19 protein-coding genes are annotated in these 19,733 nt (G+C 72.1%); 10 read left to right on the top strand and 9 right to left on the bottom strand.

What is annotated here, in order from left to right:
- Window positions 1-7: 7 nt before the first annotated feature.
- On the bottom strand, window positions 8-769 hold the full coding sequence (locus tag AC3E6M_RS15275; protein WP_394529747.1) for a winged helix-turn-helix domain-containing protein: 762 nt from the start codon (window positions 767-769) through the stop codon (window positions 8-10).
- A gap of 433 nt (window positions 770-1,202) precedes the next feature.
- Here AC3E6M_RS15275 and AC3E6M_RS15270 point away from each other — a divergent pair, with 433 nt between their 5' ends.
- The 7 genes from AC3E6M_RS15270 to AC3E6M_RS15240 all read left to right on the top strand — a co-directional run bounded on the left by AC3E6M_RS15270 (window position 1,203) and on the right by AC3E6M_RS15240 (window position 8,180).
- Window positions 1,203-1,496, top strand: coding sequence for a GNAT family N-acetyltransferase (locus tag AC3E6M_RS15270; protein WP_138177209.1), 294 nt, complete (start codon window positions 1,203-1,205; stop codon window positions 1,494-1,496).
- A 91-nt stretch (window positions 1,497-1,587) separates the two neighbouring features.
- Window positions 1,588-1,797: a hypothetical protein gene (locus AC3E6M_RS15265; protein WP_138177212.1), complete on the top strand. Its 210-nt coding sequence runs from the start codon at window positions 1,588-1,590 to the stop codon at window positions 1,795-1,797.
- A 1-nt stretch (window position 1,798) separates the two neighbouring features.
- Window positions 1,799-2,116 carry a hypothetical protein gene (locus AC3E6M_RS15260; RefSeq protein ID WP_138177215.1) on the top strand — a complete coding sequence of 106 codons (318 nt, stop codon included), beginning with the start codon at window positions 1,799-1,801 and terminating at the stop codon, window positions 2,114-2,116.
- A gap of 67 nt (window positions 2,117-2,183) precedes the next feature.
- Window positions 2,184-3,338, top strand: coding sequence for an exonuclease SbcCD subunit D (locus AC3E6M_RS15255; protein WP_138177218.1), 1,155 nt, complete (start codon window positions 2,184-2,186; stop codon window positions 3,336-3,338).
- A complete protein-coding gene (locus AC3E6M_RS15250) occupies window positions 3,335-6,406 on the top strand; it encodes an AAA family ATPase (RefSeq protein ID WP_138177221.1) in 3,072 nt (1,023 codons plus the stop codon). The genes AC3E6M_RS15255 and AC3E6M_RS15250 overlap by 4 nt, the downstream gene beginning before the upstream one ends.
- A gap of 9 nt (window positions 6,407-6,415) precedes the next feature.
- Window positions 6,416-6,598 carry a hypothetical protein gene (locus tag AC3E6M_RS15245; RefSeq protein WP_138177224.1) on the top strand — a complete coding sequence of 61 codons (183 nt, stop codon included), beginning with the start codon at window positions 6,416-6,418 and terminating at the stop codon, window positions 6,596-6,598.
- A gap of 94 nt (window positions 6,599-6,692) precedes the next feature.
- Entirely contained in the window at window positions 6,693-8,180 is a 1,488-nt protein-coding gene (locus AC3E6M_RS15240) for an MFS transporter (protein ID WP_171024364.1), read from the top strand.
- Here the strand turns inward: AC3E6M_RS15240 and AC3E6M_RS15235 are convergent.
- The 4 genes from AC3E6M_RS15235 to AC3E6M_RS15220 form a co-directional block, all read right to left on the bottom strand.
- Entirely contained in the window at window positions 8,168-8,725 is a 558-nt protein-coding gene (locus AC3E6M_RS15235) for a phosphorylase family protein (protein ID WP_138177227.1), read from the bottom strand. The two genes, AC3E6M_RS15240 and AC3E6M_RS15235, sit on opposite strands and share 13 nt — an antisense overlap.
- 58 nt (window positions 8,726-8,783) lie before the next feature.
- Window positions 8,784-9,728 carry an aldo/keto reductase gene (locus AC3E6M_RS15230; protein WP_138177230.1) on the bottom strand — a complete coding sequence of 315 codons (945 nt, stop codon included), beginning with the start codon at window positions 9,726-9,728 and terminating at the stop codon, window positions 8,784-8,786.
- A 70-nt stretch (window positions 9,729-9,798) separates the two neighbouring features.
- Window positions 9,799-9,945, bottom strand: coding sequence for a hypothetical protein (locus AC3E6M_RS15225; RefSeq protein ID WP_171024365.1), 147 nt, complete (start codon window positions 9,943-9,945; stop codon window positions 9,799-9,801).
- Window positions 9,942-10,139: a hypothetical protein gene (locus AC3E6M_RS15220; protein WP_138177233.1), complete on the bottom strand. Its 198-nt coding sequence runs from the start codon at window positions 10,137-10,139 to the stop codon at window positions 9,942-9,944. The genes AC3E6M_RS15225 and AC3E6M_RS15220 overlap by 4 nt, the downstream gene beginning before the upstream one ends.
- Before the next feature lie 113 nt (window positions 10,140-10,252).
- Between AC3E6M_RS15220 and AC3E6M_RS15215 the strand changes: the two genes are divergently transcribed.
- Window positions 10,253-10,750, top strand: a complete 498-nt coding sequence (locus AC3E6M_RS15215; RefSeq protein ID WP_138177236.1) for a DUF427 domain-containing protein — start codon at window positions 10,253-10,255, stop codon at window positions 10,748-10,750.
- 2 nt (window positions 10,751-10,752) lie between these two features.
- Here the strand turns inward: AC3E6M_RS15215 and AC3E6M_RS15210 are convergent, their stop codons facing one another.
- Window positions 10,753-12,813 (bottom strand): NAD(+) synthase, encoded by a 2,061-nt coding sequence (locus tag AC3E6M_RS15210; protein ID WP_138177239.1) that lies wholly within the window; start codon window positions 12,811-12,813, stop codon window positions 10,753-10,755.
- Window positions 12,814-12,922: 109 nt separating this feature from the next.
- Between AC3E6M_RS15210 and AC3E6M_RS15205 the strand changes: the two genes are divergently transcribed.
- Window positions 12,923-16,459 (top strand): TM0106 family RecB-like putative nuclease, encoded by a 3,537-nt coding sequence (locus tag AC3E6M_RS15205; RefSeq protein WP_490530420.1) that lies wholly within the window; start codon window positions 12,923-12,925, stop codon window positions 16,457-16,459.
- Between the two features lie 62 nt (window positions 16,460-16,521).
- Here the strand turns inward: AC3E6M_RS15205 and upp are convergent, their stop codons facing one another.
- Entirely contained in the window at window positions 16,522-17,154 is a 633-nt protein-coding gene (gene upp / locus AC3E6M_RS15200) for a uracil phosphoribosyltransferase (RefSeq protein WP_138177245.1), read from the bottom strand.
- Between the two features lie 86 nt (window positions 17,155-17,240).
- On the opposite strand from upp, the gene tadA reads away from it, so the two are divergent.
- The gene (gene tadA / locus AC3E6M_RS15195) at window positions 17,241-17,675 is read left to right on the top strand and encodes a tRNA adenosine(34) deaminase TadA (RefSeq protein WP_138174282.1); all 435 of its coding nucleotides are present in this window, start codon (window positions 17,241-17,243) and stop codon (window positions 17,673-17,675) included.
- Between the two features lie 4 nt (window positions 17,676-17,679).
- Here the strand turns inward: tadA and AC3E6M_RS15190 are convergent, their stop codons facing one another.
- Window positions 17,680-18,609 carry an LLM class F420-dependent oxidoreductase gene (locus AC3E6M_RS15190; protein ID WP_138174206.1) on the bottom strand — a complete coding sequence of 310 codons (930 nt, stop codon included), beginning with the start codon at window positions 18,607-18,609 and terminating at the stop codon, window positions 17,680-17,682.
- Window positions 18,610-18,619: 10 nt separating this feature from the next.
- On the bottom strand, window positions 18,620-19,732 hold the full coding sequence (locus tag AC3E6M_RS15185; protein ID WP_138174208.1) for an alpha/beta fold hydrolase: 1,113 nt from the start codon (window positions 19,730-19,732) through the stop codon (window positions 18,620-18,622).
- Window position 19,733: the final 1 nt, after the last annotated feature.

Here is a 19,733-nt window from a genome sequence, read left to right as displayed (position 1 = left end):
GAAGGACTCAGAAGCGGTCGGGCGAGGGGGTGCCGTGGCCGTACCGGATCGAGACGTCGGCGTGGCGGTCGAACCGGTAGCCCACGCCGCGCACGGTGCGGACGATGTCCTCGTACACGCCGAGCTTGGCGCGCAGGCGGCGGACGTGCACGTCGATAGTGCGCTCGCCGGGCGCTTCGTCGTCGGTCGCGCCCTCCCACAGCGACGACACGAGCTCGGCGCGTTCGATCGTGCGACCCTCGCGCAGAACGAGGTACTGCAGCAGCTCGAACTCCTTGAACGTGAACGCCGCCGACTCGCCGTCGATGAGCACGCGCTTGCGCGAGATGTCGACGATGACGCCGCGGGGGGCGCGGTCCTCGTCGGCGGGCTCGTCCTTGGTGCGGGCCACGGCGGACGGTTCGTGCAGCGCGAGGCGGACGACGTCGACATCGCGACCGCCCGCACCGGCGGGGGCGAGGGCGACGGTGGCGTAGGTCTCGGCGGAGGGAGCCAGCTCGCCGAGCGTGCGGCGCAATGCCTCGACGAGGGTGCCGAGGCTGACGCCGGCGGCGGCGGCCTTGGCCTCGTCGATGCCGACGTAGAGGGCGAAGCCGCGCGGGGAGGTGCCGGCGGGGACGGCGGGCCGGGCGGTGGCGGCCGCGGGGGACGGTGCGGCCACGGGCGCTTCGGCGGTGGGGCGTGCCGGTGCCACGCGCTGCGCGGGCTGGGGGCGGGTGGCGGCGGTCGAAGCGGCGGCGGGGCGGTCGAGAACGGCGGAGATCGACATGAGGAAGGTGTCCTTCAGTGGTGAACCCGGGCGTCGAGTGTGCGGGGTTCGACGGGAGGTGTGTGGCCGAGGGGCCGGTGCGCGGTGCCCGCGAGCGCGTGATCGACGCGGAAGGCGGACGACCGGGCGACGACGCCGGCGTTCAGAAGCGCGGGGTCGTCGGAGCGAGGGTCGCTGTTAGCGGCACATTCGACAACACATGACAACGCGGCCGGGCATCATCATGCCGGCAGTCCCGTTCGCCTCCCGGGCGGACAGAGAAAGCGCGTTGACAGTCATGGGGGTGATTATGACCTACCGGGTCGGATCACGTCAAATCATGACGCCCCGAGAATGTGGCATCCTGCTGTGTTTGCCGGAACAGGCTGAGCGTTCAGCGAGCACAATGCTCTCCCGACGCCGTGGGCGACGGAGCGGCGTACGGTGATGTTCCATGACCGATCTCCGTTTCGCCGACGACCGGGCCGCCTCGCGGTACACGCTGCACGACGGCGACGACCTGGTGTCCGTGCTGGACTACCGAGACGACGGACGCACGATCGCCCTCACGCGCGCCTTCACCATTCCGACCTTCCGTGGGAAGGGCTACGCCGCGGTCGTCGTGGAGCGGGCCGTGGATGCGATCGAGAGCGCGGGCGATCGCGAGATCCTGCCCGTGTGCTGGTACGTGGGGGAGTGGTTCCAGGCCCACCCCGAACGGGCCGGGCTGCTGCACGCCCGATCCTGAGCGCGTCCGGTACCCACGCCCCCGGAGTCCGTCAACCCCCGCCGTCATGCGGCGGGTCGGCGGGAAGCTGGAGTCGGTGAAAGGGGATGCCATGACCCACGATCGCGACCTGCCCGAAGGCGTCATCGACGCGATTCCGCCGGGAGGCTGGGAGAGCGGCGACGTCGCCGATGGCGAGACCGCCGAGCAGAACGCCCACGCGAAGGGGTCCCCGCGTCTGAACGACGCGGAGCCCTCGGACCCCATCGAGGGCGATGCCGCCAGCCAGGGCATCGACCCCGACATGAGCACGGAGGAATGACATGACCGACCACACCCGCAGCCCCGAGCCCTCGGACGGCCCCGAGGGCGGTGCCGCCGCCGCCGACTCGGTCGGTGGTGCTCTACACGAGGATCGGAAGGTCCCGCGGCCGGACGAGCAGTCCGGGCCGGCGATGGACACCCACCCCACCGACGACGCGGCGCGCATCGACGGTGTCGTCGTCCAGACGCGCGCCGACGTGGGCGACGCCCCCGAGGAGCGCATCGCCGACGTCCTGCGCCAGCGTTTCGCCGACATCGGACTCGATGTCGGCGACGACCGGATCCGCGCGCTGGCGGCCGAGGTCGCCGGCGGGTGACGCTCGGCGCGGGCGACCCGCGCATCGGCTGAGCGCCGATGTCGGAGCCCCGACGTACCGTGTCAGCATGCGGATCCTGCACACCTCGGACTGGCACATCGGACGGTCGTTCCACGGCCACTCGACACTCGACGCGCTCGCCGAGGTCCTCGATGTCCTGGTCGGACAGGTGCGCGCGTACGACGTCGACGTCGTCGTGGTCGCGGGCGACGTGTTCGACTCGGCGGCGCCGTCGGCCGCGTGCTACCCGCTGCTGACGCGCACGCTCGCGGCCCTCGCCGACGCCGGGGCGCGTGTCGTCGTCACGTCCGGCAACCACGATTCGGCCGCTCGGCTGGGTTTCCAGTCCGCCCTGCTCCGGTCCGAGATCACCGTGGTCACCGACCCGCTGTCCGTCGGCACGCCGATCACGATCGACGATGCGCACGGCCCCGTGCACTTCTACGGCATCCCGTATCTCGAACCGGCGATCGTCCGGCATCTGTGGGAGGGCGTCGAACTGCGCAGCCAGGCGCAGACAATCGGTCACGCGATGGAGCTCGTCCGCCGTGACGCCGCCGTTCGCGGCGGCCGGTCGGTGGCCGTCGCGCACTGCTTCGCCGCGGGGGTCGAGGCGACCCCCGGAGTGGAGCGAGAGATCCGGCAGGGCGGGATCGACAACGTCCCCCTGCCCGCCTTTGACGGCCCCGACTACGTCGCCCTCGGCCACATCCACGGACGTCAGCAGCTCTCCGACCGCGTGCGCTACGCGGGAGCGCCGCTGCACTACAGCTTCGGCGAGGCGAGCAAGCCGCGCGGCTCGTGGCTCGTCGACCTGGATGCCACGGGCCTGGCCGCCGTGGAGTGGCTGGCCTTGCCCGTGCCACGTCCGCTCGTCGTCCTCCGCGCACCCTTCGACGACCTGCTGAGCGATGATGCCTTCGAGGAGCACGTCGATCACTGGGTGCGCGCGGAGTACACCGACGCCACCCCGCAGTTCGACCCGATGCGGCGCCTGCAGGCCCGGTTCCCCTGGTGCGCGACGGTCGCGCACACCCCGGCCGAGCCCCGGCGCGAGGACGGTCTCGGCTACGCCCGCCGCGTGCGCGCGGCCCGTGACGAGGCCGAGATCATCGACGCTTTCCTCACGCACGTGCGCGAGGGAGAGGGAGCCTCCGAGGCCGAACGCGAGCTCATCCGCGAGGTGCTCGACTCCCGTGCGGTGACCGAGGCCCGGTCATGAAGCTGCATCGTCTCGAACTCGAGGGATTCGGTCCGTTCCTCGACCGTCAGGTCGTCGACTTCGACGCGTTCGCCGACGACGGCATCTTCCTCATCTCCGGTCGCACCGGCGCGGGCAAGTCGAGCGTGCTCGACGGTGTCTGCTACGGGCTGTACGGCGGAGTGCCCCGCTACGACGGAGCCGAACGACGGCTGCGCAGCGACCATTGCGGCCTCGACGATCCCACGAGCGTCACGGTCGAGTTCAGCGCCGACGGGCAGCGGTGGCGCGTGACGCGCTCGCCCGAATACGAACGGCCCAAACGAACCGGCACCGGCACCACGAAGGAGCCGCATCGCGCGACCCTCGAGGTGCGCGAGTCGGGAGTGTGGACGGGTGTGGCCGCGCGGCCGGTCGACGTCGCCGCGCGACTCGACGAGATCCTCGGGCTCACGCAGCAGCAGTTCCTCCAGGTCATCCTGCTGGCGCAGAACCGGTTCGCCCGGTTCCTCCTCGCCAAGAACGACGAACGCCAGGCGCTGTTGCGCACGCTCTTCGGCACGCGCTCGTTCGAGCAGTACGCCGTCGCCCTCGACGACCGCCGCAAGCGGGCCGCGGAACGTCTCTCGGCAGAGGGTGCCGAGGTCTCGACGCTCATCGACGAGGCCGAGCGCATGATCGCGGCCTTCGACGCCGCGGCGACTCCCGACGGCAGCCGAGAACCGGACTCGACCGACGGCGGCGACGGCGAGGACCCGCCGACGGGCCCCGTCGCCGGTATCGCCGAGCGCGTCGCGCGCGTGGTCCGCGGCGTCGAACGGATGGAATACCGCGTCGATGCCCTCGGGAACGAACGGGAGACGGCCACCGCGGCGCTCGACACGGCGCTCGCCGCCGAACGCGCGGCGACGGTCGTGCACGATCGGCAGGTCGAGCGTCGGAGCGCGCGCGACGAGCTCGATGTCCTCGAGTCCGATGCCGACCGCGTCGGCGTCCTCCGTGCCGAGTCCCTCGCCGCGTCGGCGGCCGAGACGCTGCGGGCGCCCCTCGACGCGGTCGACCGAGCGGAACGTGCGCGCACGCAGGCCGAAGTCCGATGGACCGAGACCGTGGCAGCCGCCGAGGTGCTCGGCGAGTCCGGGCTCGAGACCCCCGCGGCCCTCTCCGCGCGCGACGACGAGCTCACCGCGCTCCTCGCGCGTGTCGACGAGGCGCTCGTCCTCGAGGGCGATCTCGGCGCGGCCGACGCCGAGCTCGCTGCGCGGCAGCGCGCGGTCGAGAGCGCCGAGACCCGCGGTCAGGCTCTCGCGGCCCGCCGTTCCACCGCGCCGGCGGAGCGGGATGCGCTCGACGAGCGCTTGTCGACGCTCGCCGGATCGTCGGCCCGGAGGGATGCCGCGCTCGCGGAGCGGGCGGAGGTCTCGCGCCGCATCGAAGCGGCCGTCGAGGCCGAGCACATGAACGAGGAGCGCGAGAAGGCCGATCTGGCCGCGCTCGTGCGCGCCGATGACCTGCAGCGCGCCGTCGAGGCGTGGAGCTCCCTCCTGCGCCGACGACTGGCGGGCGCGGCCGGCGAACTGGCCCACTCGCTGGTCGAGGGCGAGCCCTGCCCCGTCTGCGGATCGGCGGAGCACCCGCGACCCGCCGACGGGACCGACGCTCCGGTCACCGACGCCGAGGTGTCGGCGGCCGAGGAGCGCAAGAACGCCGCCGCCGAACAGGATCGCCTGGCCTCGGACGCATCCCGTGTCGCGCGCGACGCTCACGCTCTCGCCGCCGCCCGCGCCGGCGGCGAGAGCGTCGCGGCGCTGCACGAACGGCGAAGCGTCATCGACGCCGCGCTCGCCCGCGCCGAGGCCGACGCCGCCGAGCACGACCGGCTCCTCGTCGAGCGCGCCGCCGCACTCGAGCGCGACATGGCCGACGCCGCCGAGAGCGACCGGCTCGCCCGCGAACTCGCCGACGCCCGCCAGGAGCTCGCACTGAGCCTCCAGCGGGTCGAGGCGCTCCGCGTCGAGGTCACCGAGGCGCGGGGCGCGTTCGCCACCGTGCGTGAACGTCGCCGCGACGTGGCGGCCCGCCGCGACGCCGTGCGCGCGGTGAGCGCGGCCCGCAGCGACCACGACGCGCGCGTGCGCGCCGCGGCCGACTCCCGCGCGGCCCTCGACGCCCTCCTCGCGGAGAGCGTCTTCGCCGACGAGTCCGCCGTGCGCGCCGCGCTGCGCGAACCCGGCACGCGCCGTGCCCTCGAGGAGGCGGTGAGCGAGCACGCGGCATCCCTCGCGGCCACGCGGCGGCGCCTGCTCGAACTCGAGCTGCTCCTCGTGGGGGCATCCGACGAACCGATCGATCTCGCTCCCGCCGTGGCCGCGGTCGCCGCGGCTCGCGCGGGCGTCGAGGCCGCGGCCGCCGCGCACGCCGCCGCCTCGGCCGCTGCCGTGCACGTCCGCGACCTCGCCGAGCGGGCCGACGCCCGCAGCGCCGCCGTGGCCCGGCTCTCCGACGCGCACGCGGTCATCGCGCGCCTCGCCGACACGCTGGCCGGCCGCGCCCCGAACACCCGCCGCATGACGCTCGAGACCTTCGTCCTCGCCGCCGAGCTCGAAGAGATCGTGGATGCCGCGAACCTCCGGCTCGACCACATGTCGGCCGGTCGTTACCGCCTCCAGCACACCGACGCCCTGGCGGCGCGGGGTGCAGCGAGCGGCCTCGGACTCGAGGTCATGGACGCGTTCACGGGGCAGTGCCGTCCGCCGCAGTCGCTCTCGGGTGGCGAGACCTTCCTCGCCTCCCTGGCGCTGGCCCTGGGACTGGCCGAGGTCGTCACGGCGCGGGCGGGCGGCATCCGGCTCGACACGCTGTTCATCGACGAGGGGTTCGGCTCGCTCGACGACGAGACCCTCGATCTCGCGATGCGCACGCTCGACGAGCTGCGGCAGGGCGGGCGCACGGTGGGCGTCATCAGCCACGTCGCGTCGATGAAGGACCAGCTGCCGGCACAGGTGCGCGTCTCGGCCACGCCGCGCGGGCCGAGCATCATCCGTCAGGACGCGGCGACGGTGGGCGCTTTCGCAGGCGCGTCCTCGTAGGCTGAGAGCATGCGCACGAACACCCTCTGGACCGTTCTCGGTGTCATCGCCGCCGTGGTCATCGCGTGGTTCCTGGTCAACGTGCTGCTGTCGCTCGTGGGCTTCGTCTTCAAGGTGCTGCTCGTCGCGATCGTGGCCGTCGTGGTCTTCTTCGTGCTGCGGGCCGTGTTCTCCCGGCGCGACGTCGACTGACCCGGAACGTGGGGTCGGCCCGGCGCGCGGTCGGCTCGGCCCGAGTGCGCAAGCCCGGCCGAGGTGTCCCCGGCCGGGAGTAGCCTGATCGCCGATGCCAGAAGAACGCACGTCCCCGCACCCGCCCACACGAGACATCGAGCTCTCGTCCCGCCACCGCTGGCGTGCCTACTGGATCGCGGTCTCCGTCGCCGCGCTGACGATCCTCGACCTCACGAAGGTCAACGTCGCCCTGCCCTCGATCGAGGCCGCCCTGAACGCGGGCCCCACCGAGCTGCAGCTGGTGGTGTCGGGCTATATCTTGACCTTCGGACTCGTGCTCGTGCCCGCCGGTCGGTTGGGCGATCTGCGCTCGCGCCGGGTGCTGTTCCTGGTCGGTCTGTCGCTGTTCCTCGTCACGAGCCTCGCGTGCGCGCTGGCGCCGAACACCACGATGCTGCTGACGGCGCGACTGCTGCAGGGGGTGGCCGCCGGCATCCAGATGCCGCAGGTGCTCGGTCTCGTGCAGCAGCTGTTCCAGGGCAAGGAGCGCGGTCGGGCGTTCGGCCTGTTCGGCGCGACCATCGGTATCGCCACGGCCCTCGGCCCGACGCTGGGGGGTCTGCTCATCGCCCTCGGCGGTCCGACCGACGGCTGGCGGCTCATCTTCTGGATCAACGTCCCCCTCGTCGCGATCGTGATCGTCCTGGCGGCGTGGCTGCTCCCCGACACCCGCACGAAGTCGCACCGTGCCCTCGACCTCGACCCGGTCGGGGTGGTGTTCTTCGCCCTGACGATCGTGGCGCTCATGTGGCCGTTCCTCTTCACGACCGGATCGCCCGACGACGATCCCCGGCGGTGGTGGCTGTTGGTGGCCTCGGTCGTCTTCGCGGCCGCGTTCGTCTTCTGGGAACGCCGCTACGCCGATCGCGGTCGGATGCCGTTGATGCCCTTCTCGATCTTCTCGCTCGCGTCGTACCGGAACGGCGTGCTGATCTCGACCGCGTACTTCTCGGCGGTCCCGGCGATGTTCCTGCTGGGCACGCTGTTCCTCCAGGGCGGGTTGGGCCTCGAGCCGGTCTTCGCCGGCATGGTCACGATCGGCTTCGCCGTGGCATCCGCCTGGAGCTCGTGGATCGGCGGCAACCTCGTCGCCCGTCTCGGACGCCCGCTCGTCGTGGCCGGCATCCTCGGCATGGTCGCCACGGCCGGAGCCTTGGCCCTGGTCGCGCTGATCACGCCGCCCGAGTGGACGCCGTGGGCGATGGCGGCGGTGATGGTGGCCGGCGGGTTCGCGGGCGGACTCGTCATCTCACCGAACCAGACGCTCACGCTCGCCGACATCCCGGTCTCCAGCGGCGGCGTGGCCGGATCCGTCGGCCAGCTGGGCCAGCGGATCGGCACGGCCGTCGGCACGGCCATCGCCCTGGCCCTGTTCTATGCCACGGTCTACCGCGAGCAGGGCGACCGCGACACCCTCGTGGTGTTCCACGACGCCTACGCGACCGGCATGATCGCGGTCGGGGTGTTCCTCGGTCTCGCGCTCATCGTGGGGGTCGCCGACCTCGCGGGTCGGGCCCGCAACGGCTCTCAGACGCCGTAGAGCTCGCGGAACTTCGCCCGCAGCTCGTGGCTGCACCGCTCGACGACGTCGTCCCACAGCTCGGTCGCGCCGTCCTGAGCGCGGTCCGAGACCGCGCGGAGGATGCGGATCGGCACGTCGAACTGCTGGGCGACCCAGGCGAGCGCGTACGACTCCATGTCGACCATGCGGGCATCGAGACCGCGGATGAGCGCCACGGCGTCGGCGTCGTCCACGAAGTGGTCGCCCGTGGCGATGACGACGCCCTCGGCGGCGATGTCCACTCGGGCGGGCAGGTACACGTGCTCGCCGAACGTCCCGTCCAGGCCCTTCACGTCGTGCTGGATCGTGGCGGAGATGTCATAGATGCCGCCCTCGAGCTCGGGGTCGATGGCACCGGCGGTGCCGATGACGACGATCTCGTCGTACAGGCCCTCGCACAGGGCCCGCGTCAGCGCGTAGGCCGCCGGGATTTTGCCGACGCCGGTGAGCAGCCGGTCGAAGCCGGGGATGTCGGGCTCGAAAGCGACGAATTCGGACGCGTGGGCGGCGACGAGGAGCTTCACCCCCTCATTCTCCCCGACGGCGGGGCCGCGCGATGCCGCACGACCCCGCCGGGGCTCCTCAGCCCTGTGCGGGGCGGGACGCGGCGTCGACCCGCGTGAGGTCGTCGGGGGAGAGGTCGAGCGACATGCTCGAGACCAGATCGGCGACCTGCTCGACCTTCGACGCACTCGCGAGGGGCGCGGCCACGGTGGGCTGGGCGCGCAGCCACGCGAGCGCCGTCGTGGCGATGGACGCTCCGTGCGCGCGCCCGATGTCCTCGAGCGTTTCGATCAGCGCCAGCCCCGCCGGCGTCGCGAGCTTCGCGGCGCCGCTCGCGCGGGGCGAATCGCCCGCGGCATCCGTGGTCCGATACTTGCCCGTGAGGAATCCGCTGGCCAGCGCGTAGTACGGAACGAGCGAGAGGCCGAACTCCTCGGCGACGGGGACGATCTCGCTCTCGACGGCGGTGCGATGGACCAGGTTGTAGTGCGGCTGGATCGCCACGGGCAGGTCGGCGCCGGCGGCCTCGGCGAGCGAGATCCACTCGCGGATGCGCGCGGCGCTGTAGTTGGAGACCGCGACGTAGCGCACGAGCCCGTCCGCGACGAGGTCGGCGAAAGCGCCCACGGTCTCTTCCAGCGGCGTCTCAGGGTCGTCGAAGTGCGCGTAGTACAGGTCGATCGCGTCGACACCCAGTCGCGTCAGCGACGCCTCGGCCGCGGCGCGCACGTTCGCCGCCGACAGGCCGCGGAACTCCGGGTGCGTGCTGACCTTGGTCGCCACGACGACGTTTCCGGGCTTCCGGCTCGCGAGCCATTCGCCGATGATCGTCTCGCTCTCGCCGCCGGAGTTGCCCGGCACCCACGCGCTGTAGCCGTCGGCGGTGTCGATGAAGTCGCCCCCGCCGGCGTGGAAGGCATCGAGCACGGCGAAGGAGGTGTCGCGGTCGGCGGTCCAGCCGAACACGTTGCCGCCCAGGGAGAGGGGACGGATGTCGAGGTCGCTGCGTCCGATGCGCGTCATGATGCCCTTTCGTTCGGTGATCGATGCCTTCAGGACAACGACGCCGACCGTCGGGAATTCCCGTCGCGGGTCAGTTTCCGGAGCCTCCGGACAGGATGCCGATGAGCCCACTGCCCAGCATCCACAGGCCCACCGCCGACACCGCGATCCAGATGAAGACCGTTCCGCGCGGATACTTGCGGGGCTTGTCGCCCTGGCCGTCCTCGGGGGTGCTCACGAGCGCACCATCATCACGATCGACACGATGATCACGGCGAGGCCTCCGATTCCGGCGATGGCGGCGATCACGGGGCCGCCGCCCGCGAGGAGCGCGGCGATGCCGAGCCCGAGGAACAGCACGCCGACGACGACCCCGCCCACTTGGTAGACGCGGTACCGCCGACTGATGCCGGTGCCGTGTTCGCCGCTCACTCGTGCCCCTCCTGCCCCCAGGGTAGCGAACCGTCGGGCGGTCGCGTGCCGCCGCCCTTGCGCCCGCCCCGGCCCTCGACCCCGACCGGTCCGGTGCGGCGTAGCGTGGGGGCATGTCGCGCCCCGTTCCCGACCCCGTTCGTCCCGGCCAGGAGTCCGTGTGGGACTACCCCCGTCCGCCCCGCGTCGAGCCGGTCGCGAAACGCGTGCAGATCGACTTCGGCGGCATCCGGATCGCCGACACCGACGACGTCGTGCGCGTGCTCGAGACGAGCCACCCGCCGGTGTACTACCTGCCGATCTCTGCTTTCGGAGACGCGCTGACGCTCGGTCAGGGGGCATCCTTCTGCGAGTTCAAGGGCGGAGCTCGCTACTTCGACGTGCACGGCGGCGAGGGGGCGCTCGCCGAGCGCGCGGCCTGGAACTACCCGAACCCGATGCCCGGATTCGAGGTGCTCGCCGACCGTGTCGCGGTGTACGCCGCCGCCATGGACCGGTGCGTCGTGGCGGGCGAGACGGTGCAACCGCAGCCCGGCGGGTTCTACGGCGGGTGGGTCACGGCAGACCTCGCGGGGCCGTTCAAGGGCGTCCCCGGCTCGATGGGCTGGTGACCTCAGTCGCGGGTGAACGCCTGCGGGACGGCCGCGTGCAGGTCCGCCAGCCACGCGTGGGCGTTCCCGTCCGACGGCGCGCGCCAATCGCCGCGCGGTGACAGCGATCCCGCGGGGGACACCTTCGGACCGTTCGGGATCGCGGTCCGCTTGAACTGGGCGAAACCGAAGAAGCGCTGCAGGAAGACGTCCATCCACCGCGCCACGGTGACGAGGTCGTACGCCGGCCGTTCCCCCTCGGGGTAGCCCGGCGGCCAGGCCCCGGCATCCGGGTCCTCCCAGGCCTTCGCGGCGAGGAACGCGATCTTCGACGGCCGGAATCCGAAACGCAGCACGTGGTACAGCGTGAAGTCGTGCAGGTTGTACGGACCGATCCGGTCTTCGGTCGACTGCATCCGTCCGTCTTGGCCCGCCGGCACGAGCTCGGGGCTGATCTCGGTGTCGAGCACCGCCTGGAGCACCTCGACGGTGGCGGCGCTGAGCTCGCCCGACGAGATGACCCACCGGATGACGTGCTGGATCAGGGTCTTGGGGACGCCGGGGTTCACCGAGTAGTGGCTCATCTGGTCGCCCACGCCGTAGGTCGACCAGCCGAGCGCGATCTCGGACAGGTCGCCGGTGCCGACGACGATGCCGCCGTTCTGGTTCGCCAGGCGGAACAGGTAGTCGGTGCGCAGGCCCGCCTGGACGTTCTCGAACGTCACGTCGTGCACGGGTTCGCCGGAGGCGAAGGGGTGGCCCATGCGCGAGAGCATCTCGGATGCCGCGGGCCGGATGTCGATCTCTTCGATCGTCGCTCCGATGGCCTCGGCGAGGGCGATCGCGTTGCGCTTGGTCTTCTCGCTCGTGGCGAAGCCCGGCAGGGTGTAGGCGAGGATGTCGCTGCGGGGACGCCCCATGCGGTCCATCGCCCGGGCGATGACGAGCAGAGCGTGCGTGGAGTCGAGGCCGCCGCTCACACCGAGCACGGGCCGGGGCCGCCCGATCGCCTCGAGGCGCTGCACGAGCCCCGAGACCTGGATGTTGAACGCCTCGTAGCAGTCCTGTGCGAGACGCGCGGGGTCGTCCGGAACGAAGGGGAACCGGTCGAGGGGGCGACGGAGCCCCAGGTCGGTGGCGGGTGGCGCGAACTCGAACGACACGGTCCGGAACGGTGTGCCGGCGGTGCGGCGGTTGTCGTCGAACGTCCCCTGGCGGAGGCGGTCCTGGCGCAGCCGGTCGAGGTCGACGTCGGCGACGCTGCGTCGCGGCCCGTCCGGGAAGCGCTCGGTCGTGGCGAGCAGCTGCCCGCCTTCGTAGATCATCGTCTGGCCGTCCCAGGACAGGTCGTTGGTCGACTCGCCCTGACCGGCGGCGGCGTACACGTACGCGGCGAGGCAGCGCATCGACTGCGACTGCGACAGCAGGGTGCGGTCGTCGGCACGTCCGATCGTGATGGGGCTGCCCGACAGGTTCGCCAGCACGGTGGCGCCGGCCAGGGCCGCCGCGGACGAGGGCGGGATCGGCACCCACACGTCTTCGCAGACCTCGGCGTGCAGGGTGAGTCCGGGGACGTCGACGGCGTCGAACAGCAGGTCGGGCCCGAACGGCACCGTGGCACCGGCCACGGTGATGTGCTGGCCCGTCTGGTCGTCGCCGCGGGCGTACCAGCGGCTCTCGTAGAACTCCCGGTAGGTGGGTAGGTACGACTTCGGGGCCACGCCGAGGATGCGACCGCGGTGGACGACCACGGCGCAGTTGAAGAGCCGGTTGCGGTGCCGGAGCGGCGCCCCGACCAGCAGGACGGGCAACAGCTCGGCGGATGCGGCGACGATCCGCGCGACGGCCGCCTCGACGGCATCCAGCAGCGGGTCCTGCATCACGAGGTCGTCGATCGCGTACCCCGTCAGACAGAGTTCGGGGAAGACGGCCACGGCCACGCCGTCGACGTCGCACTCGCGCGCGGCGACCAGCACCGCGTCCGCGTTGGTGTCGGGATCGGCCACGGCGACGGGGATGGTGCACGCGGACACGCGCGCGAAGCCGTGCCGGTACAGGCTCTCGAACGGCAGCTCGGTGATCACGCCCCCAGTCTGGCAGGTCGTTCCGACACCGCGGCGGGGAGCGGGGGCCCGCTGCACGCTGTGGACGCCGCACCGGCGATGTCGGCGGTCCCGATTAGCGTTGACCACCATGCGGTACATCGAGCAAGAGGCCCGGATCGTCTGGAGCGCCAGCGACCTCAAAGCGGCAGCCGAGTGCGAGTTCGCCTGGCTGCGGGCGATCGACGCGAAGATCGGCCGCATCGCTGCCGTGCCCGACCCCGAGGATGCCATCCTCGAGCGCGCCGCGGCACTGGGGACCGCGCACGAACTGCGCGTGCTCGAGGACTACCGTCGGCGCCTCGGTCCGGCCGTCCGCGAGATCCCGGCTGCCCGATCCTCCGACGCGGCTGCGCTTGCCGAGGCGGTGCGCCTCACCGGCGAGGCGCTGGCCGATCCCGCGGCCGAGGTCGTGTACCAGGCCGCCTTCGCGACCGACGAGTTCGTGGGGTTCGCCGACTTCCTCGTCCGCGAACCGGCGTCCGATGACGCTGGCCCGCGGCCGTGGATCGTGCAGGACACCAAGCTCGCCCGCCGCGCCCGCGTCACGGCCCTCATGCAGTTGGCCGCTTATGTCGACCAGCTCGATCGGCTCGGGGTGGCGCGGTCCGACGAGGTGCAGCTGCTCCTGGGCGACGGCGGTACGAGCACCCATCGAGTCGACGACCTGATGCCCGTCTTCGCGCTGCGCCGTGCGCGCCTGCGCGCCCTCATCGCCGACCGGCGGGTCGAGCTCGGCATCGACGGGGAGATCGTGCCGTGGGGAGATCCCCGCGGCGATCTCGCCGTGATCGCGTGCGGCCGGTGCGCGACGTGCGAGATCGAGGTCGTCGCCCACCGCGACCTGCTCCTCGTCGCCGGCATGCGGCCTGTCCAGCGCGATCGTCTGCGCGCCGGCGGGATCCACACGATCGACGCCCTCGCCGCGGCTGTGGCCGCACCCCCGGCGATGAGCGCCGACACGTTCGCCTCCCTGCGGACGCAGGCCCGGTTGCAGCTCGAGAGCCCGGCGGGCGACGGGGCGGCGGCGGAGCACGTCGTTCCGACGTTCGAGGTGGTCGCGCCCAAGGCGCTCGGCGTCCTTCCCCGTCCTGACCACGGCGACCTGTTCTTCGACTTCGAGGGCGATCCGCTCTACACCGAGGGCGACCGCGCGCACTGGGGCATCGACTACCTCTTCGGCTGGGTCGACACCCGAGAGCGCTACGGCGCGCTGTGGGCCCACACCTTCGACGAGGAACGCGCCGCCCTCGAACGCTTCCTCGACTTCGTGGCGGTGCGGCGCGAGCAGTTCCCCGAGATGCACATCTACCACTACGCGCCGTACGAGCCCACGCATCTGCTGACGATGGCGGCGCGCTACGGCGTCCGCGAGGCGGACGTCGACCGGCTGCTGCGCGACGGCGTCTTCGTCGATCTCTACCCCGTGGTGCGACGTGCGTTGCGCGTCGGCTCGCGCTCGTACTCGATCAAGAAGCTCGAGCCGCTGTACATGGGCGACGAGGTGCGCACGAGCGACGTCCAGCGCGGCGACGATTCGATCGTGAAGTACGTCGAGGCCCGGGCGCTCGCCGCCGACGGAGAAGCCGAAGCCGCGCAGCGCGTGCTCGACGACCTCGCCGACTACAACCGCTACGACTGCGTCTCGACGCGGCGCTTGCGCGACTGGCTCGTCGAGCGCGCTCGCGAGGGCGGTGCGATGCCCGCGCGCGGAGCCGAGCCCGACGAGCAGGCCTACGAGCCGTCGCCCCGGGCGACCGCACTGCAGCGGTGGGCGACGGATGCCGCCGAGCCCGACGCGACCGCGCTCCGGCTCGCGGCGGCTGCGATCGACTACTACCCGCGCGAAGAGAAGACCTACTGGGCCACGCACTTCCTGCGTCTGCGCGAGCCCGTGTCGATCTGGGAGGACACGCGCGACGTCGTCGTCGTGGATGCCGCCCGGTCTCGGGTCGTGACGGACTGGCACATCTCCGAGTCGGGTCGGGGCGCCGAGCGCCGACTGGTCGAGGTGCGCGGCGAGGTCGCCCCGGGCAGCCGACTCGGCGTCGATGCGGAGCCGTTCGCGGTCTACGACCTCCCCGCCCCCTTCCCGCTCGAGGCCCGCCCGCGCTGGATCCACGGGGCGCGTCGGGTCACGGTGCGCGACGTCCTCGACGACGGGGCCGTCATCGAAGAGGTCGCCGTGGACGGCGTCACGTGGGACACGCTTCCCCTGGCCCTGACCCCGCCGGCGCCGCCGCGCGCCGGGAACCAGCAGAAGGCGATCGACGCGTGGGCCGACGAGGTGCTCGCCGCGGCACCGGCGTTGCCGGACGGTCCAGCCGCCGACATCCTTCGCCGTCATCCGCCGCGGACGCTCTCGGGGTCGCTGGCCCCGGTGACTGCAGTGGACGGTGGTCCGGGCGACGACGAGATCACTGCGATCGCCCGGACGGTGGCAGAACTCGACCGCAGCTACCTGGCGGTGCAGGGCCCGCCGGGAACCGGCAAGACCTACGTCGGCTCGCATGTCATCGCCCGGCTGGTCGCCGAGCGCGGGTACCGCGTAGGGGTCGTGGCGCAGTCGCACGCGACCGTCGAGCACATGCTCGAACGGGTGATCGCGGCCGGCGTGCCCGCCTCGCGCGTGGGCAAGGCCCCGAAAGACGCCGGCGCAGCGCACGCCTTCACCGTGCTGCCCAAGAACGGCGTCCCCGCCTTCGCCGCCGAGAACGCCGCGCACGGATTCGTTGTCGGAGGAACGGCGTGGGACTTCAGCCACGAGGGGCGCATTCCCCGCGGCAGCCTCGATCTGCTCGTCATCGACGAGGCGGGCCAGTTCTCCCTCGCCTCGACGATCGCGGTGTCGCTGTCCTCCCCGCGGCTGTTGCTGCTCGGCGATCCGCAGCAGTTGCCGCAAGTGAGCCAGGGCACCCACCCCGAGCCGGTGGACACTTCCGCCCTCGGCTGGGTCATCGACGGTGCCGAAGTCGTCCCGCCCGAGTTCGGCTACTTCCTCGCGCGGACCCGCCGCATGCATCCGGCGGTCGCCGGACCGGTCTCGCGTCTGTCGTACGAGGGGCGGCTCGCCGCGCATCCCTCGACGGCGCTGCGCGAGCTCGAGGGCGTCGAGCCGGGCCTGCACGCCATCCCCGTCCGCCACAGCGGCAACGCCACGTCGTCGCCCGAGGAGGCCGCGGCGGTGGTCGAGCTGGTCGCCGATCTGGTCGGCCGCACGTGGACCGGTGCCGAGGGCGGCGTCGGCGACACCGCGGTCGTGGCGCCGCCGCGTCCCCTCCGAGCCGACGACATCATCGTCATCACGCCGTACAACGCGCAGCAGGTCGCCGTCGAGGAAGCGCTCGCCGCGGCGGGCTTCGCGGACGTGCCCGTGGGAACCGTCGACCGCTTCCAGGGCAAGGAGGCGGTGGTGGCGATCCTCACGCTCGCGGCCTCCTCCGGACGCGAGGCGCCCCGGGGCCTGGAGTTCCTGTTGTTGCGCAACCGCATCAACGTCGCGATCTCGCGGGCGATGCAGACCGCCTACGTGGTCTCTTCGCCGTCGCTGCTCGACGATCTCCCGCGCACGCCCGAGGGCGTCGCCCGTCTCAGTGGGTTCGCACGCCTGATCGCCGACGCCCGCTGAGCCGCGCGAGGGCCTCGCGACACCTCACGAATCCGGGATCACCGCGCCCGGCACGCCCCGCGTCAGGCGGTGCCGTACAGGCGGTCTCCGGCGTCGCCGAGGCCGGGCACGATGTAGCCCTTCTCGTTCAGCCGCTCGTCGAGCGCGCCGAGCACGAGCGTCACGTCGTGGCCCTCGACCTGCTTCTCGATCGCGGCGACGCCCTCGGGCGCGCCGAGCAGGCAGATCGCGGTGACGTCCTGCGCGCCGCGGTTGAAGAGGAACGTGATCGCCGCGCCGAGCGACCCACCCGTCGCGAGCATCGGGTCCAGCACGAAGCACTGACGATCGCTGAGGTCGTCGGGCAGACGCTCGGCATACGTGGAGGGCTGCAGGGTCTCTTCGTCGCGGAGCATCCCGAGGAAGCCGACCTCGGCCGTCGGGAGGAGCTTCACCATGCCCTCCAGCATGCCGAGGCCCGCGCGCAGGATCGGCACGACGAGGGGGCGGGGCTCGCTGATCTTGACGCCCTGCGTGAGGGTGACGGGAGTCTGGATCTCGATCGGGTCGACGCGCACGTTGCGGGTGGCCTCGTAGGCCAGCAGCGTCACGAGCTCCTCGGTGAGCTGGCGGAAGACCGGCGACGACGTCTGCCGGTCACGCAGCACCGAGAGCTTGTGGGTGATGAGGGGGTGGTCGGCGACGTGGACACGCATAGGCTCAAGGCTAGCCGGTCAACCCCGACCCTCCACCCCGTCTTTTCCGGAGCCCCGTGACCCCCACCGCCGCCGACCTCGCTGCGATGCAGCGCGCGCTCGCGCTGGCGGGCGCGGCCGGAGCGCATGAGGACGTCCCCGTGGGCGCGGTGGTCCTCGATGCGGAGGGCCGTGTGATCGGCGAGGGGCGCAACCTGCGCGAGGTCACGGGTGACCCCACCGCCCACGCGGAGGTCGTCGCGATCCGCGCGGCGGCCGCGCAGCTCGGCTCGTGGCACCTCGCCGACTGCACGCTCGTGGTGACCCTGGAGCCCTGCGTCATGTGCGCGGGCGCGATTCTGCAGGCGCGAATCCCGCGGGTGGTGTTCGGATCGTGGGACGCCAAGGCGGGAGCCGCCGGCTCCCTCTACGACGTCCTGCGCGATCGGCGTCTGCCGCATCGCGTCGAGGTGGTCGGCGGTGTCGCCGAGGCTGCGGCATCCACCCTGTTGCGCGAGTTCTTCGAGGACCGTCGCGACTGACCGGTCAGCGGGGCAGGAGCGGCAGCAGGTCGGTGCCGATCTCGTCGGCGTGCTCGATGTCGCGCAGATCGAGCAGCTGGAAGTAGACGCGGTCGGCCCCCACCGCGCGCAAGCGCTCGACCTTCGCCGCGATCTCGTCGGCACTCCCGATGAGGTTGGCGCCGTTGTCGAATTGCGCGCGCGTCTGACCGATCGCCGCCGCCCGGCGCTCGAGGGCGCGATCGTCGGCGCCGAGGATCGTGGGCAGGGCGACCGAGAGCTTGAGCGTACCGGGGTCACGGCCGGCTTGTTCGCACGCGGCCCGCACGACCGCGAACTTCTCGGCGACGACGTCCTCCGAGACGAACCCGATGTTGTACTCGGTCGCGAAGCGCGCCGCGAGGGCCGGTGTCCGCCGCGGGCCGCCTCCGCCCACGATCACCGGGACGGGGGATTGCACGGGTTTCGGCAGGGCGGGCGCGGCATCCAGTCGGTAGTGCGCGCCGTCGAAGGTGAATGTCTCTCCGGCGGGCGTCGACCACAAGCCGGTGACGACCGCCAACTGCTCCTCGAGCAGGTCGAAGCGCCGGGCGGGGAAGGGGATGCCGTACGCGGCATGCTCTCGCTCGAACCACCCCGTGCCCAGACCCAGCTCGACACGTCCGCCCGACATCGCGTCGACCTGGGCGACCTGGATGGCGAGGATGCCGGGCACGCGGTAGGTCACGGACGACACCAGGGTGCCCAGGCGTATGCGGGACGTCTCGCGGGCGAGGCCGGCGAGCGTCGTCCACGCGTCGGTCGGGCCGGGGAGCGGATCGCCCTCGCCCATCCGCAGATAGTGGTCGGAGCGGAAGAACCCGTCCAGCCCGTGGGTCTCGGCCGAACGTGCGAACGCCAGCTGATCGTCGTACGAGAAGCCCTGCTGGGGCTCCGTGAACAGGCAGTATTCCACCGGAGACCCCTCAGTCGGCCGAACGCAGGATGATCGCCTCGGTCGGCGGAGCGGGGTCGGCCGGCCGTCCGACATAGCCGATGTGGGTCAGGAGCGCCTGCCGGAACTGCGCCGGGCGCTCCAGGTGCGGCGCGTGTCCCGCACCCTCCACGGTGATCTCGGTGACCTCGCCGCCGGCGGCGGCATACGCGTCGAGCACGTCGCGCGTCTGCGACACCATCGGCTGCGCCGGCGCGACATCGTCTCCCGGCCACCCCGGCACGATGCCGAGGGCACCCAGGTGGTTGAGGTCGTAGAACGAGGCGTCCGAGACGATGGCATCCGCCGTCCCGTGGATCCACAGGATCGGGGGCTTGGCCGGCAGATCGACGATGCCCGAGACGTCGAAGTGCTTCGGCGCCATCGTGTTGAGCACGCCGATGTTCCCGGCGGCGAAGCCCGGCCAGTTCGGCGACGCCACGGCATCCCCGGGGTAGTTCCCGCCGGCCGTCGAGGTCGTGAGCATGGACTCGACCCAGACGTCCTCGTGCGCACTCGTGTACCCCGGTGCGACGTACCCGGAGCGGAACACCGATCGCGGGGAGGTGGGGGCGGAGTCGGTGGTGTCGTGGTCGATGAGGCGCTGGACGAAGTCGGGGTTGGCGCCGCCGGCACCCGCGCCCGCGTCGTCATCGGTGAGTCGCGACCCGTCCCGGCGCGTGCCGCCGAAGCCGTACGGCGAGACGGGGGCCTGCAGGGTGAGCGAGAGGACGGGGTGATCCAGCGCGTACTGCATCACGACCCCACCGCCCATCGACCAGCCGACGAAGTGGGCGGACGGGATGCCGAGGGCCTCGAGCGTCGCGTGCACGTCGTCGCTGAAGTCGCGGACACCGCGGGTCGCGTCGATCGGGGTGTGCTCGGTTCCGCCGAAGCCGCGCAGGTCGATCGCGAGCACCCGCAGCTCGCTCGGGAGGTCCTGCATGATCTCCTGCCAGAACAGCGAGGAGGAGACATTGCCGTGCACGAAGACGACGGTCTGGTCGGCCGCGGTGCCGGGGTCGTCGCCCGTGCGTTCGAGCACGTTGACGCTCAGCCGGCCGGTGTCGACCAGGCGGGAGGTGATGCCGTCGAAGAGAGTCATG

It is taken from the genome of Microbacterium sp. SCPM-O-B-15248 (M128), from assembly GCF_058214835.1.
Note: the sequence above shows the minus strand (reverse complement) of the source record. Positions and strands in the feature narration are given on the sequence as shown.

Coding starts and splice junctions, on each gene's coding strand:
- AC3E6M_RS15205 (WP_490530420.1), top strand. CDS start 12,923: ATGCGGTACATCGAGCAAGAGGCCCGGATCGTCTGGAGCGCCAGCGAC.
- AC3E6M_RS15215 (WP_138177236.1), top strand. CDS start 10,253: ATGTCGCGCCCCGTTCCCGACCCCGTTCGTCCCGGCCAGGAGTCCGTG.
- AC3E6M_RS15260 (WP_138177215.1), top strand. CDS start 1,799: ATGACCGACCACACCCGCAGCCCCGAGCCCTCGGACGGCCCCGAGGGC.
- AC3E6M_RS15255 (WP_138177218.1), top strand. CDS start 2,184: ATGCGGATCCTGCACACCTCGGACTGGCACATCGGACGGTCGTTCCAC.
- AC3E6M_RS15245 (WP_138177224.1), top strand. CDS start 6,416: ATGCGCACGAACACCCTCTGGACCGTTCTCGGTGTCATCGCCGCCGTG.
- AC3E6M_RS15185 (WP_138174208.1), bottom strand. CDS start 19,732: ATGACTCTCTTCGACGGCATCACCTCCCGCCTGGTCGACACCGGCCGG.
- upp (WP_138177245.1), bottom strand. CDS start 17,154: ATGCGTGTCCACGTCGCCGACCACCCCCTCATCACCCACAAGCTCTCG.
- AC3E6M_RS15265 (WP_138177212.1), top strand. CDS start 1,588: ATGACCCACGATCGCGACCTGCCCGAAGGCGTCATCGACGCGATTCCG.
- AC3E6M_RS15250 (WP_138177221.1), top strand. CDS start 3,335: ATGAAGCTGCATCGTCTCGAACTCGAGGGATTCGGTCCGTTCCTCGAC.
- AC3E6M_RS15230 (WP_138177230.1), bottom strand. CDS start 9,728: ATGACGCGCATCGGACGCAGCGACCTCGACATCCGTCCCCTCTCCCTG.
- AC3E6M_RS15275 (WP_394529747.1), bottom strand. CDS start 769: ATGTCGATCTCCGCCGTTCTCGACCGCCCCGCCGCCGCTTCGACCGCC.
- AC3E6M_RS15240 (WP_171024364.1), top strand. CDS start 6,693: ATGCCAGAAGAACGCACGTCCCCGCACCCGCCCACACGAGACATCGAG.
- AC3E6M_RS15270 (WP_138177209.1), top strand. CDS start 1,203: ATGACCGATCTCCGTTTCGCCGACGACCGGGCCGCCTCGCGGTACACG.
- tadA (WP_138174282.1), top strand. CDS start 17,241: ATGCAGCGCGCGCTCGCGCTGGCGGGCGCGGCCGGAGCGCATGAGGAC.